The following is a 13,539-nucleotide window of genomic DNA, read 5'->3' as shown; positions in this document are numbered from 1 at the left end:
AAACCGGACGTAGTTCTATTCCGGTTTTGTTCTGTAGACGGCGTATTTCGCGTTGCTCTATCTAAAGGTCTTATGCGAAAACCAACCCTCATTCGAGGGCACGGCGCCGCCTGTCGGCGGCTAGTACAAAGCGCTCAGGTTTCCGAACAAAGAGTGAGCATTCATCTACCTACACATAGTATACTGCGAGCCAGACTTCTCATGCTTAATCGCGGCGCGAAAAGATGGAGAGAATCTGCAAGATATACAGGAAAAGGTTGATGACAGTCAGGAAGATGGAGACAGTCAGACCAATCGCATTAGGAGTGGTGTCTGCCATATACTTCGCACGCTGGATATAGTAGAGCACAAAGCCAGAGAAGATGGCAACTCCCACAAAGGCCACCACGGTATAGAAGAGTGGTGAGCGGAAGAAGAAGCCAATCAGGCCAGCGACGATGAGCAGGATCAGGCCCCAGAAGAGATAGTCCCCCAGGCGCGAGAAGTCACGTTTCGTCGTCCAGGCATAGACGCCCAGGCCAATCGAAGCCACCGCTGTAATCGCGAATGCCTGAAACAGGATCGTGGGCGCGGCATAGAGGTAGGCACCGAGCAAGGGCGCGAGCGCGAGGCCCTCTAGAAAGGTAAAGGTATAGAGCAGGAACAGGTTAATGCCCTGGCGCTGGATCAAGAATTGGAGCGCAATTAAGACAACAAAGCCAAGCAGGACAACGAACAGAGAGGCTCCTGAACCAAGACCAATCGAGATGCCAAAAAATGCCCCAACCGAGGCAATCAGGAAGGAGAGGCCCAACATACTCAGGACCTTACCCATCAAACTGCTCGATTGCGCGGCTGTATTAGTATAGCCATATGGCAGGCTTTGATAATCATAGGCCGAACCAAACAGGTTCTGTCTCCGCCCACCAAAGGGGCGATTATACGGGCCACCACCATATGGGTTATTGTTTCGTGGATTGTACATAGATCTACCTCGCAGACAACACTAACAGAGGCATTCGCCATCCTGTATCTCATCTCTAGTGCGAGCCCTTGTTAGCAACATTAAACGCGGTGTTACGGTTTTCCGCGCCTTTAAAAGTCTACTCATTAGCTATACGTACAAATACAAATCTGGGTTACACCCCTGACGTTGATAGCCAGCCTGAACCCCTGCTAACGCCGATGCACTATCGATAACCTTTGAATAGGCGCTTCCATGTGCGCCAGCACAACCTCGCCTACTATAGAACACTCCGATGGAGGGCGAGGTTTAGCGTGCCAGAGCATCGTCGGCGGCACGCTGTGCCTCCGCCTCGCGCGCTGACATCGTAAACTCAGGCGATTCGGGTATATTTGTAATGCTACATGCTGGATGGTTCGCATCCGCGTGCCAGTATAGTGTGCTACCAGCAGGCTTAAACATAATACTCTTACAGCGCGGACAGCGTGGGGTTATAGCAATATCCTGGTCTGTTGTCATCCTGGCTTACTCCCTAAATACTTGTCCGAGACTCATCTACGCCGGATAGAGATATGGACACACTTGATAATAGCTTATGCGAAAACTAACGCCGCTCGCTCGGCTAGCACGAATTCCGTGTACGAGAACCAGAACGCACCATCCCTCCGCCTGGGGGTCTGCGCTAGCCGCTGTTCAGGCAGCATTGGTTCTCGTATCAACCCGAACGTGCTCAGGTTTTCTCATAAGGAGTAGGTCTCATGCGAAAACCAACGCCGCTTTCGCGGCTAGCACTGCCGTGCTCAGGTTTTCTCATAAGGAGTAGGTCTCATGCGAAAACCAACGCCGCTTTCGCGGCTAGCACTGCCGTGCTCAGGTTTTCTCATAAGGAGTAGGTCTCACTACAGGATTTACATGACACTCCATACACCGCAAATCTCGCAAAAAGCGATGCCGACTTCACCAAAGTTTTTGCTGCGCGTGTTCCAGTAATCATAGGCAATCGCCAGTGAGCCACAGCTCCAACAACGCGCACGCCCACCGGTTTTGCTTTCCTGAGCCAACTTATGCAGCAACGTTTTGCGCGCCTCATCGGAGCCCGTATAACTGGGATTGTACGCCAAGTGTAATAGATTGCCCAGAGGCAGGCTAATCTCATGGGTTGGTGTAGGCATAGGTGGAGGCGTTACCGGCGGCGGCGGCGGGGGCAGCGGGGTTGGCTGTGGCGCGGCAATATGTGTCGTCCCGTTCAGCGCGCTAGCCGAAGACAATGGCGGGCGGCGGAAGGTCGGACGTCGCGTCACGGTTGGGGCTGGTTGTTCGGCAGGTGCGGGAACGTCATGGCGCTCGTTCCTTGACTCTACACGACGCTCATTGTTGTTTGCTGGGATGCCTGTGTAAGTAGTTTGCGCCTGTTGATAGGGGGAAATATCACCCTCACCACCCTGCGCCCCTTGCCCAGCCTCAGCAGAAGTTGTTTTCTTCTCTATTGTTTGTTCAGCGGGAGAAGTTTCAGCTGTCTCGGCGGTATTTTCAGTTGGAACAGCGTGATTGTTTGTGTTCTCTGGCTGATCGGGTGGATTGGCACGTCTACGTCGAGTTGTTGGCATTGGGGTTCGCTCCATACAGAAGATATGTGTGTGTACTGAAAGAATGTAGCACCTGTAGTATATCACAGCACATCGAGATGCAAAAGATGCCAGACACTACCAGGAGCAAGCCCGCTCCCCCTTGCAGTGTGAAACGTCGCTTGCCCCAGGCCAAAATTTGAAAGATATTTCTTTGTGACTTTTGTTTTCTGCCTTACAAAAACCTGAGCGCGTCGTGCCATCTACATAGGAGTTAGCGCTCGTCACGCTAGTAACGTTGGGTTTTGCCTAAGACATTGAGCCTCTGGAAAACCTCGGCGACAGTGGCTCTCCCTCACACGAGGAAGGGTTTTCGCATGAGGCCCTTTATATCATCCGCTATCCCTGGTTAAAGAAATCGGCGTTGATCTTAATATAACTCTTCCACTCGTCGGGAACAGCAGACTCTTCAAAAATGGCCGTTACCGGGCATGCAGGCTCACAGGCGCCGCAGTCAATGCACTCATCGGGATTGATAAAGAGCTGCTCAGCCTCCTCATATCCAGGCTCACCAGAAGAAGGGTGAATGCAGTCAACGGGGCAGACATCAACACACGAAGCATCTCTCACGCCGATGCACGGCTGAGTAATTACATAAGCCATATCCAGCTATCCTCCTCTCGGCTCACTATGCAAGCTCAAACAAGCACAGCGGCTAAGTTCTATTTTCGGTCAGTTTCAGTATAGAGTGTTGGGCAAGCTATGTCAAATACGCCCAAAGCGGCGCGCGCGCCACCAGCGCCCTTATAAGCAGATGAGCATCTTGATGAGAATAGGCTACTCGTAGGGCCGAGAGCTACCTCATTTTTTCACTTGACAGCGAGAGTCACGCCCAATATCATAACAAATGAGTATAGGCCATAAAACTGCGGCCTCCTGCTACTCAACCGCCTCCATGTGGGCACGAACCATGCGTTCACAATGTTTCATCTACCAGAAAAGGACGATTACTATGCAGATGGATGCCAGATCAGGCTTGTCTCATCCCTTTCGTAAGCAACTGGGAGATGGGCTGGTCCTGCGCTGGTCAACGCCCGAGGATACCGAGGGTCTCGCGCACCTGGTTGGCATGGCCTTTCGCCACAAGGCCGACCAGCCACTGAACAAGAGCCTGGCGGAGTTCGTTCGCTCGCTCATGACCGGGCGCTGTCCTTTTACCACCCCCTACGATTATGGCCTGGTCGAGGATACCAGTAGGAAGGGACATCCCATCGTAGCCTGTGCTAGCCTCTGGCGACATGACTGGGAATATGAGGGTATTCGCTTCCCGATTGGGCGTCCTGAGATGGTAGCCTCAGACCCTCAGTATCGCCATCAAGGTCTGATACGTGAGCTCTTCGCGATGCTGCACGCCCAGAGCGAGTCCGAGGGGCGCATCGTCCAGGGCGTCACCGGCATCCCCTATTTCTATCGCCAGTTCGGCTATGAATACGCGCTCGATCTCGGCGGCAGCCAGACAGTCAAGTTAGCACACATACCACCGCTCAAAGCGGGAGAACAGGAGCGATGTACGCTGCGCCGCGCGACGGTTGAGGATATTCCCTTCATTCAAAAATGCTATACTCAGCGCCAGGGAGAGAGTATCGTCTGGAACGCGCTCCCCGACGCTTTCTGGCGCTTCAATATTGAAGAGTGGGAGATTGAGCCAGCACCCGGACGACCCCGTAATGTTCATAACGATGTGCAGATTATCGTCGATCCCCAAGGATGCTCACTTGGGTACGTGTTTACAGCCGCGCGCCGCTGGGAGGAGCTCTTCAGGGTCTGGGCCATGGATCTCGTAGCGGGCGTCAACGCGCGTGAACTGATGCCCTCGCTCTTGCGAGCGCTTAAAACGCTGGGTGAGCAGGCTATTGTCGAGGATAGCGAGAACGAGCCCATGCAGTCTATCAAGCTCTACCTGGGTGGGACACATCCTCTGTACGACGCCTTCAGCAAGCAGCTAGCACCAGTGAGCGAGAAGCCCTACGCCTGGTATGTGCGCGTCTCAGACCTGCCAGCCTTTATGCGCCTGATCGCGCCCGCGCTCGAACGGCGGCTTGCGGACTCGATTCTCGCGGGCTACAGAGGCGAGGTGAAGTTAAACTTCTTCCGGGATGGCTTACGCCTGGTCTTTCAAGATGGCAAGCTGACACAGGCCGAGCCCTGGCGCGCCCCAATCTATGAGCCAAACGAGAGCGCGAGCTTCGCCCCCCTGGTCTTCCTACAACTGCTCTTCGGGCGGCGTAGCCTGGAAGAACTGGAACATGTCTTTCCCGAGACAAGGGTCAGTCCCGACACTGAAATTGTGTTACACACCCTCTTCCCGACGCGCCCTTCATTCGTATACGGCTAAAATGAATGAAGGAGCGATAGGCTTTTATCGCTCCTTCATTCATCTATGAAACCTGGGAAGTTTCTGTGCTCGCCGTCACCTGAAGATGAGAGAAGGCCACTTCCATGCCTTGCTCTTCTACATACAAGCCAATTTGTCCGCTTTTAGGCGCGGTAGCAGCGTCAGAGGATTGATCTTTGATCGGATCGCCCAGAGAATGCCCATTAATAGCGATGCTAAAGCTATTCCCCTGGGCATCGATACGAAGCTTATTCTCATTCCCCATGCCGGTACGTAGCATAGGTGCTAATCCACTTGCCAATGAAGTCCACTTCTGGCTCGCGGTACTATCGTAGCGTAGGAAGATATACTGCCCAATATCCGAGGTCAGGACCTCAAAGAGATAGTAATGAGATTGCGCAGCATCGGAGCGTAGTATGACGCCATAGAAATCACCGCCATCATTTGGGGCCGAGTTTCGCACCTCCTGCATCGAGATATCCAGGCGAAAATCGTCGAAGTTGCGCCGCTGATAGAGTGATATCAGAGGGACTTCTTGTGGAGAGGTATTCACGATATGATACTGCGCACCGGTAGTATCAAAGAAGAACGATTGGCTCAACGGCCACTGGGTACGTTCGGCAAAGAGGTCAGAAACCTGAGTAAGTGTAGCTTGAGGCGTTTTGCCACCAGTAAGGCGGGGCGAAGCCAGGCTCGCTGACGGCCAATACGTCATGAGCACTCCCGAAAGCGAGATCACTGTGCTAACAAGGAGCAGCACCAGGAGCGTGCCACCTAACAGGAGTCCTCGATGCGAGCGCTTACTACCTCTGAGAAAAGTGCCAGATTGACGACCATGCCTCCTGCTGGGTGTAGAGCGCGATGGTGTAGAGCGCGATGGTGTAGAGCGTCGAGCTACACGACGCGCTTTGACAGCCAGTGCGGCAGCAAAGGCTTCGCTCAGATGTTCGACATTCTGAAAACGCTCTTCGGGGGCCTTCTCCAAGGCCTTTTTTATGACCTCATCAACAGCAGGCTTAACATCCTTACGAATCATGCCAGGGAGAGGAGGCTCCTCATGTATATGAAGTAGAGCCAGGGCGATGGTTGAATCAGCCTTAAACGGCAATTGTTCTGTCAGCACATAGAAGAGGGTAATTCCAAGCGAATACACATCGGAACGCCCATCGACAACGCGTCCCATAGCCTGCTCAGGCGAAATATAGTCCGGCGTTCCCATAAGCATCTCGCTGTTTCCATCCCGCTCCAGATCAGTGACCTGTTGTCTGGTAGCCAGCTTACGCGAAATGCCAAAGTCCGAAAGCATGGCATGCCCCTCGTCGTCGAGCAGAATATTAGCAGGTTTGACATCGCAGTGGACCCACCCCTGTTCATGGGTATATTCCAACGCCTGGGCGATTTGTGCCAGATACCAGTGCGTTTCTTGTAAAGAGAGCGCTCCTCGTTTGGAGATATATTGCGCAAGTGTCCCCCCCGACATATGGGGCATGATGATATAAGGAAGGCCATCCTGTTCGCCATACGCATATATAGGTAAGATATGGGGATGATCTAGCGAGCTCGCAACCTCCGCTTCATGCAGGAAACGATCATAGTATTCGCGTAACATCTGCCGGTCCATATTCTGGCGCGGCAGGAAGACCTTCACTGCGACCTTGCGCTCAGGATCGTGCTGTTGCGCGAGAAAGACCGCGCTTGACCCCCCATACCCCAGCACCTGCTCTAGCACACAGGAACCAAACTGTTTACCAATAAGGTGCTGCCCTCTCGCCACTGTCATATGGCATCTCCTCTTCATCACGCACTACAGGCGCAACGACACATATCTGAGAAGGATATTGGAATGCGCATTCTCTTACCTGTCAAGCGGGAAATACCGCTTAGAGTATTTCCCGCTCTCTATTCTACGAAAGAAAGGCGCTTCAGGTTTGAAATATCACCACAATAAGCCAGCGTAACCAGTAAGATTTAAAGGGTGAAGACGCCATCGCGCATGATGACGCGCCCATCAACCTCAATCGTGCACTGTGTTGGAATGACATCGACGTGCGTTTTCGCGGTCCAATCAGCGCCGGTCAACTCGGGATAGGGGTTACCAAAGGCGACATGGAGACCCGGCATCTTCTCATCCTGCAACAGGTTCCCCGAGAGTTGCTTCAAGCTCGTCAGGGTGCCGATGGCAAACTCACCCGCGCGATTACCATTGGGACTAGAGAAGAGATAGTCATGGACCTCCTGAGCCAGAGCCTTATCCTCACCGCTGACCTCCGTAATGTAACCATCCTTCACCTTGATGGTCAATGGCTGCTTCAAAACGCCATACTTCTCAGAGAAGAAGTCGCCCAACACTTCACAAACGAGCACGCCATCAACGGTCGCGGGAGCGGTATAGGTCTCGCCCTCTGGGAGGTTACCCCAGCTTCCGGGTGTGGTATAGCGCCCGTGGCAAGGAACCCATTTCCAATCGGGGTGGAAGGTTGCGCTGACGTCGGTTCCTTTGGGTGAGGTTACATGGATGTGCTTAGCGTGGCGCACGATCTCATACACTTTGTTAGTTACCTCAAAGACCTCATCATAGTCGGCGCACATCCCCTCGATCATCAGGCGCTCATCGATGCCAATCATATGCCCGTGCCGTACCTTGAGTTGCTGCAAGAAGGGAAGCAGGGGAATACGGAAGGCAATCTCGCCAGGCTGGGCCGTAGCGATATAAAAAGTAACTGTTGGCTTGGCATCAATAATGGCCTGGCGGAACTCATCGGTAAAAACAGTCAGCGGGCGCGTCCCAAACTGCTCTAGCAAAACCATCTCGACGTTAGCGTGGCGAGCCCTGGCGGCATCGGCAACCTTGTGCGCGATCCCCTCGCGAGCCTTATCGGTCATGATAAAAACGCGGTCCGTCTCGCTCACCCCCATACACTTGACCGCATTCTCCGCGCCACGCTGGATACATGCCTCTACGGATTCATCAGATAGGTTCTGGTCTTGACTCATACGAAATAAATGCTCCTCTTTCACTAGAGTTATAGACAACTCTACAAGTAGATACGCCATTTGAGGCGATTATATCTTTCCTCTATACTACCACGCAAGGAAAAATGGGAGGCTCACGTGCTCCCCCATAAAGCGGCATGCAGATGATTGAGTAGCGGGCTCGGAGCTCGGTTTAAGCGAGCGCCTACATATCATGAGCTCAAAGCCTTCCGAAGACTGCTAAACGAATCATTGCACTCACCAATCAGTACTATACCCGGCATTGCACACCTTGAAGTCAGACATATTACACAAAAAGCGTAAGTCTGACATCATTTCGGCCTTCTCTGTCACACTTCAAATGTGACAGATAGGCTAGAGGCAACACAACCATATGTTATACTTTGACAAATAACTGTATTCATATACACAGACAGCGAGCACATACGTGCTTCACGATGCATTTCCGCCTGGCAAATAAGGTTGTAAAGGGAGGCGGCCCTCTTTTCCTATCCTATTTACGAAAAAGGCTCGTATCATTCCTTCACCCACGCTAGAACAGTAGATACAATACAAGGAGCTAAGACCCAATGGCACAGAGCTTTGGCATTCCTCAATTAGTAGAATATTTGAATCAGATGGGGCTCAAAATATCGCGTATTGATGAGCAGCAAGAGCTACTGGAACTAGTATTTCATGGAGAGCAGGGGCAATGGCGACTTGTCGTCGGGCTCCAGCGCCGCGATGGTCTACGTAAGCTCATGCTCATTGTCCCTCATGTTACACATATCACGCAGCGCAAGCGCCTGGAATGCCTGGAAGCTCTAATGGCTGTTAATTACCGCATTGCTATCGGAAAATTCGGCCTGGACCTGGAAGATGGTGAGATACGCCTGGAAGAGACTATCCCTCTGGCGGACCACGACCTCTCCTTTGATCAATTTCAACTAGCGGTTGGCGCCATCATGCAAACTGTTAGTATTTACAATAACCTGCTCCCTCGCATTATTTACAAGGGAATGCCCGTTCAAGAGGCACTACAGACCTGCGAGCAAGAGTTCTTTCAACAAGATCAGCCAAAGGAAGATAACAACAACAAAGATGGAGAACCTGAACCAGAAGCCCCTGGCGAAATCAGCATTGACGAGTTACCTGAGTTGAATGTAGAAGATATTCTGGCAGAGGTCGCACGCATCTTTGAGAAGAGTAAAGAGTAGCGAGTGAGTGGGCAATGGCGCCTCTCCTCTCTCTCATACTTAGAATGTATGCTTATGTCCGTTATTGGAATGACCATTCTGACGTGTCTGAATATGGAGGCGCGCCGGTGACTCCTCATCCTCCTCCCCAATAGCCTCCAGATATTCTTCCTCAGTCGCCGTAGTAGGATTGAAGGGTATCCAAGCGTCTAGATTCTGACTACGTCCATGCACACCCGAGCGCGGCTTACGATAGTAACGAAATAGTACTCCGGCGCTCCAGACCAGGATGGAAAGGGCCACAATCAAACCAAGATAAGTAATAAGCATTGAGTCCATATGCAACCCCTCTTTTCTCCAAGCAGAACAACACTGACGCCGCTATTGTAGCCTTTCTAACCCCTATTGGCAAGCATATATACCCAAACTATCCATATGCCATCTAAAGCAATGTTAGCGTTCCATCATTGGAGACACGCACCGAGAGTCGAGGGAGGGGACGAGTGGCTGGCCCCTGTACAACGGCACCGCCTTTGGCGGGATCAAAGATAGCGCCATGCGCGGGGCATACTAACATCTGTGTGCCCTTATCGTAGTTAACATTGACGCCAACATGTGTGCAGGCGCGTTCATATGCCACGAATTGCCCATCTTCCGTATGTACAAGAACACTAGCCTTTTTATCAACGGGATTGATAAAATTAAGTGCTGAATTCTTCAAGAGTTGGTTAGCCCCTGGCAATGAAACAGTATGACCAGGCATGCCAGTCGTAGGTTTCTGATTGGCCTTGGGATCAGTTGGCGTGCTTCCAGCAGGACCCGCTGACGGTGAAAATAAATTAGGCAGTGTGGGATGTAAGGCAAACGCCAGCCCGGCAACCGTCGCCCCACCCGCAACCAATGTCGCCAGAACACGCCTCCGCCCCACCCCTCTCCTCTTCTTAGGAGCGGGGAAAGGGGCTTCTACACGCTTCAGGGTACGCGCGACAGGCATATTCGGCGATCCAATATGATCGCCGAGACCAGCAAGTGAAAACCACTCCTGAGCAGGAGGATGATGCTCATGCTTCTCTCGATCAGTCGGGGCAGGTAAGTGAGCCAATCCCTCTGGCTGTTGGAGTGCAGACTCCCGCATCGACGGGCGTACTGTTCGCCCTTTAGGCGTGGCAATCGCGGCAGGCTGGCGCGTATCGTGCGTCGGTGGAGCAGGCAATGAGACCACCTGTCTTACGTGCTCAACATCAGGCCCAGAGGGCGATTGGTCTGAGGTGCGCCTTCTCACAGGGTCTATTACCGCTGGCATTTTCCCGGTGACAATGGGAGGGGAAAACTGCCAGGAGCCATGTGCTTGCTGAGGTTCCTGCAGCGATGCAATAGGCAATCGGTCCGATGCAGAACTATGCTCAATACCGAGCGAGACCTGAATAAAAGCTTCCGCCAGATCCTGCATCCGCGCGAAACGGCGCTGCGGCTCCCGCTCCAATGCTTGCCTGACGACAAGTTCCAACGAGATGGGAATTGAAGGGTCATACGAGCGCAAAGAAGGAGGGTCTTCCTGCTCTATCTGGCGCAGAATCATTTCTGGCTTCCGACCTGAATATGGCGCCTGTCCACTTAGCAATTCAAAGAGGATGATCCCTAGCGCATAGATATCTGAACGCTTATCGATATGCTCTCCACGCAGGACCTCTGGGGCCAGATATGTGGGAGGTGTAACAAATGAGCCTCCAATGCTGAGCAGATGCGCGAATGGATAATCGGATTTCTCAATTCCACTCATCTGCTGCATGTGCATCAAGCCCAAACCAGCCACCAGCAGAGAGGAATCGGGCTGCAAAACAATATTCGCGGGCTTGAGCGTTCCATGAATACTCTCATGTTCATGCGCGTAGCTCAAACCAGAGGTGACCTGCTCGACAATCAGCCTGACTTCTTCATGAGGAAGACGCTGTTTGTCCTTGATGACATCCACAAGAGAGCCATGCATCATATAAGGCGTGACCAGATAAGGGTAAGCGTCATATACCCCATAGGCATAGACAGCCATAATATGCGGATGTCTTAGAGACTGTATTTTACGTGCTTCATGTTGGAAGCGTTGCAGATAACGTTCACGTGCAGCGGCGGAAAAGTGCTCCGGCAGAAGAAACAAAGTTAGCGCAACCCGCTCCTGTGTGGAGACCTGACGCGCCCGATATACCACTTGCGAACGCCCCTTCCCCACCAGACGCTCTACCAGATAGTCACCGCCCACGATTTGCCCTGTAAGGCTATTTGTTGCTTGCATTGAACTACTCCCGCCATAATGTGCCTTGCCTTCTTCATCCCCTCTCATGCTCTCCTCACCCAAGGCAAGAACTAATTATGCACCTTCACCTCACCCACACATATATACTCTACCCTTCACATAAATGCACGTCAATGCGTTTTGCTCGTCATAGGACTTGTGGGTAGAGCGTATGCCCTATTTTCTCAACCAGAGGAAGTGTTCCAGTTTTCCTCGCACTTCTCACCTCTGCTCATGATACAGGCCCTTCTCCTTAGTGATGAAAAAGCCTTTATATAATATCGCGGTACAGGGAAAGCGAGAGCGAAGTAGAGGCAGAAGCATCAGAATGTTTCGTGGTTCCACAGTGAAGGTCTTTTCCGCCTAGCGGTCGGGAGGGAGAGAGAGGAAACCCGACCGCTACAGGGGATAGAAAGAGGAGAGATGATGGGGATTGGGAGAGCATATTTAGTTTTGAACCTTTGTTCTACATGGAGCATGTTACCATAACATCTCACTCGCTGTCAAGCCCCAATTTGAACATTTTTTCTTGTGTATGGGGCGATACGACCTGAAACTAGACCCTGGCACCATGTTTTCGCCTCCTCTGCGGCCCTGTGGTACAATGAGCAAAGAGCAGGCCCACTTAAATCTTATGCGAAAACCACCCCTTATACGAGGGCACAGCGCTGCTCGCGCAAAGCGCTCAGGTTTTCGATTGGAGAATGTCTTACACGAAAACCAACGCCGCCTGCTCGGCGGCTAGCGCAAAGCGCTCAGGTTTTCGTTCGGAGGGCACAGGGCCACAACCATCCGCTCGGCACACCTTCCTGGCAGATTGATCGCTTTATACGCACGTATTCTTTATAGAGAAGGGGGCTTGTTTTATGGCCGATGTACAACCACTACGAGGGTTGCGCTATGCTCATGATAAGGTACAGGACCTCTCGAGCGTCGTAACCCCTCCATACGACATTATCAACGCAGAGGCACAGGAGCGCTATTATCAACGCGACCCATACAATATTATTCGCCTGGAATTGGGCCAACAAACCCCGCACGATGACGAACTGAACAATGTCTACACCCGAGCCGCCGCGCTACTCTCGGAATGGCGCACGCAAGGTATTTTACACATGGAAGAGCAGGCTTGCTATTATCTCTATCAACAAGTCTTCTCGGCAGGTGGACAAAACTATACACGCACCAGCCTCCTAGCTCGCGTGCGTCTCGAACCCTGGAGTGCACGCGTCGTCTTGCCTCATGAGCATACCTTGAAAAAGGCTCGCGAAGATCGCCTCAACCTCTATCGCGCCTGCGCGGCCAATCTGAGCCCGATCATGAGCCTCTTCGAAGATCCCCAGGGGCGCATGCGTCGTCTCCTTGCGAGCTATGCGGAGCAACCAGAGATCAGCTTCAGTGATGAGGACGGCGTCGAGCGTCGCCTGCAACCCGTGCGCAACTCCGAGCACATAGCCCTTATTCAGGACTTCTTCCGCGAGCGCCAACTCTATATCGCCGATGGGCATCATCGCTATGAAACAGCCCTGGCATATCGCGCGGAACTTGAAGAGCAACGCAAAACGCTACACCCTGAAGACGCAGCCAACTTTACCCTGATGTCACTCATCGATGTAGATGACCCTGGCATGCTAGTCATGCCCACACATCGGCTTCTCTTCAATCTGGGTCCAGATGCCCTTCAAAAGCTCAAAGAGACGGAACTTGCTCGCTTCTTTGATGTTGAGCATCTTGAGGCTCTCGCGGATGAAGATATCCTCCCACACCTGGAAAAAGCCGGGCGCGAGCGGACCGCCTTCATACTTAAGACGGCCCAGGATACCTTGTTGCTTCGCCTGAAGGCCCAGGGGCAGACGCATATGGAGTCCAGCGAACACACCGATGCCTGGAAACGACTCGATGTAGCTATCGCGCAACGTTTGATTTTGGAGGAGACACTCGGTCTGCGCCCAGAAGATATGACAGCGGGGACCCATGTGCGCTACTCGCATGACGCGCAACACGTCTTCTCAGCACTCGTGAATGGAGAGATACAGGCCGCACTCCTGCTGAATAGCACACCCTTGCGGCAAGTGTGCGAGGTAGCGCAGGCAGATGATCGTATGCCGCAGAAGTCAACCTATATTTATCCCAAGCTCATTACGGGACTGGTTATGAACCCTTTGTGGTAAGGAGCACAC

Annotated in this window: 11 protein-coding genes; 3 read left to right on the top strand and 8 right to left on the bottom strand. The window is 52.5% G+C overall.

Going from position 1 to position 13,539, the window contains the following annotated elements; translation table 11 throughout:
- Nucleotides 1-205 precede the first annotated feature (205 nt).
- The 4 genes from K3T82_RS17205 to K3T82_RS17190 form a co-directional block, all read right to left on the bottom strand.
- A complete protein-coding gene (locus K3T82_RS17205) occupies nt 206-964 on the bottom strand; it encodes a Bax inhibitor-1/YccA family protein (RefSeq protein ID WP_220194670.1) in 759 nt (252 codons plus the stop codon).
- A gap of 288 nt (nt 965-1,252) precedes the next feature.
- Nucleotides 1,253-1,462 (bottom strand): hypothetical protein, encoded by a 210-nt coding sequence (locus K3T82_RS17200; protein ID WP_220194669.1) that lies wholly within the window; start codon nt 1,460-1,462, stop codon nt 1,253-1,255.
- Between the two features lie 389 nt (nt 1,463-1,851).
- Nucleotides 1,852-2,550: a hypothetical protein gene (locus K3T82_RS17195; RefSeq protein WP_220194668.1), complete on the bottom strand. Its 699-nt coding sequence runs from the start codon at nt 2,548-2,550 to the stop codon at nt 1,852-1,854.
- A gap of 357 nt (nt 2,551-2,907) precedes the next feature.
- Entirely contained in the window at nt 2,908-3,171 is a 264-nt protein-coding gene (locus K3T82_RS17190) for a 4Fe-4S dicluster domain-containing protein (protein WP_220194667.1), read from the bottom strand.
- Nucleotides 3,172-3,520: 349 nt separating this feature from the next.
- Between K3T82_RS17190 and K3T82_RS17185 the strand changes: the two genes are divergently transcribed.
- Nucleotides 3,521-4,903, top strand: coding sequence for a GNAT family N-acetyltransferase (locus K3T82_RS17185; protein WP_236031185.1), 1,383 nt, complete (start codon nt 3,521-3,523; stop codon nt 4,901-4,903).
- A 43-nt stretch (nt 4,904-4,946) separates the two neighbouring features.
- Here K3T82_RS17185 and K3T82_RS17180 read toward each other — a convergent pair whose 3' ends face one another.
- On the bottom strand, nt 4,947-6,683 hold the full coding sequence (locus K3T82_RS17180) for a serine/threonine protein kinase (protein WP_220194666.1): 1,737 nt from the start codon (nt 6,681-6,683) through the stop codon (nt 4,947-4,949).
- Between the two features lie 188 nt (nt 6,684-6,871).
- The gene (locus tag K3T82_RS17175) at nt 6,872-7,897 is read right to left on the bottom strand and encodes an aminopeptidase (protein ID WP_220194665.1); all 1,026 of its coding nucleotides are present in this window, start codon (nt 7,895-7,897) and stop codon (nt 6,872-6,874) included.
- A 569-nt stretch (nt 7,898-8,466) separates the two neighbouring features.
- Between K3T82_RS17175 and K3T82_RS17170 the strand changes: the two genes are divergently transcribed.
- Complete coding sequence (locus K3T82_RS17170) at nt 8,467-9,093, top strand: YbjN domain-containing protein (RefSeq protein ID WP_220194664.1); 627 nt, start codon at nt 8,467-8,469, stop codon at nt 9,091-9,093.
- 39 nt (nt 9,094-9,132) lie between these two features.
- Here K3T82_RS17170 and K3T82_RS17165 read toward each other — a convergent pair whose 3' ends face one another.
- Together K3T82_RS17165 and K3T82_RS17160 are read right to left on the bottom strand one after the other, a co-directional pair.
- Entirely contained in the window at nt 9,133-9,411 is a 279-nt protein-coding gene (locus tag K3T82_RS17165; protein WP_220194663.1) for a hypothetical protein, read from the bottom strand.
- Between the two features lie 103 nt (nt 9,412-9,514).
- Nucleotides 9,515-11,359 carry a protein kinase domain-containing protein gene (locus K3T82_RS17160; RefSeq protein ID WP_220194662.1) on the bottom strand — a complete coding sequence of 615 codons (1,845 nt, stop codon included), beginning with the start codon at nt 11,357-11,359 and terminating at the stop codon, nt 9,515-9,517.
- Nucleotides 11,360-12,225: 866 nt separating this feature from the next.
- On the opposite strand from K3T82_RS17160, the gene K3T82_RS17155 reads away from it, so the two are divergent.
- On the top strand, nt 12,226-13,530 hold the full coding sequence (locus K3T82_RS17155) for a DUF1015 domain-containing protein (protein ID WP_220194661.1): 1,305 nt from the start codon (nt 12,226-12,228) through the stop codon (nt 13,528-13,530).
- Nucleotides 13,531-13,539: the final 9 nt, after the last annotated feature.

Source organism: Ktedonospora formicarum (genome assembly GCF_016587355.1).
Lineage (GTDB): Bacteria > Chloroflexota > Ktedonobacteria > Ktedonobacterales > Ktedonobacteraceae > Ktedonobacter > Ktedonobacter formicarum.
This window is presented reverse-complemented; position numbering and strand designations above follow the sequence as displayed.

Excerpts from the sequence above, each read along its gene's own strand:
- K3T82_RS17170 (WP_220194664.1), top strand. The coding sequence starts at position 8,467 with ATGGCACAGAGCTTTGGCATTCCTCAATTAGTAGAATATTTGAATCAG.
- K3T82_RS17155 (WP_220194661.1), top strand. The coding sequence starts at position 12,226 with ATGGCCGATGTACAACCACTACGAGGGTTGCGCTATGCTCATGATAAG.
- K3T82_RS17160 (WP_220194662.1), bottom strand. The coding sequence starts at position 11,359 with ATGCAAGCAACAAATAGCCTTACAGGGCAAATCGTGGGCGGTGACTAT.
- K3T82_RS17180 (WP_220194666.1), bottom strand. The coding sequence starts at position 6,683 with ATGACAGTGGCGAGAGGGCAGCACCTTATTGGTAAACAGTTTGGTTCC.
- K3T82_RS17175 (WP_220194665.1), bottom strand. The coding sequence starts at position 7,897 with ATGAGTCAAGACCAGAACCTATCTGATGAATCCGTAGAGGCATGTATC.
- K3T82_RS17195 (WP_220194668.1), bottom strand. The coding sequence starts at position 2,550 with ATGCCAACAACTCGACGTAGACGTGCCAATCCACCCGATCAGCCAGAG.
- K3T82_RS17185 (WP_236031185.1), top strand. The coding sequence starts at position 3,521 with ATGCAGATGGATGCCAGATCAGGCTTGTCTCATCCCTTTCGTAAGCAA.
- K3T82_RS17205 (WP_220194670.1), bottom strand. The coding sequence starts at position 964 with ATGTACAATCCACGAAACAATAACCCATATGGTGGTGGCCCGTATAAT.
- K3T82_RS17200 (WP_220194669.1), bottom strand. The coding sequence starts at position 1,462 with ATGACAACAGACCAGGATATTGCTATAACCCCACGCTGTCCGCGCTGT.
- K3T82_RS17165 (WP_220194663.1), bottom strand. The coding sequence starts at position 9,411 with ATGGACTCAATGCTTATTACTTATCTTGGTTTGATTGTGGCCCTTTCC.
- K3T82_RS17190 (WP_220194667.1), bottom strand. The coding sequence starts at position 3,171 with ATGGCTTATGTAATTACTCAGCCGTGCATCGGCGTGAGAGATGCTTCG.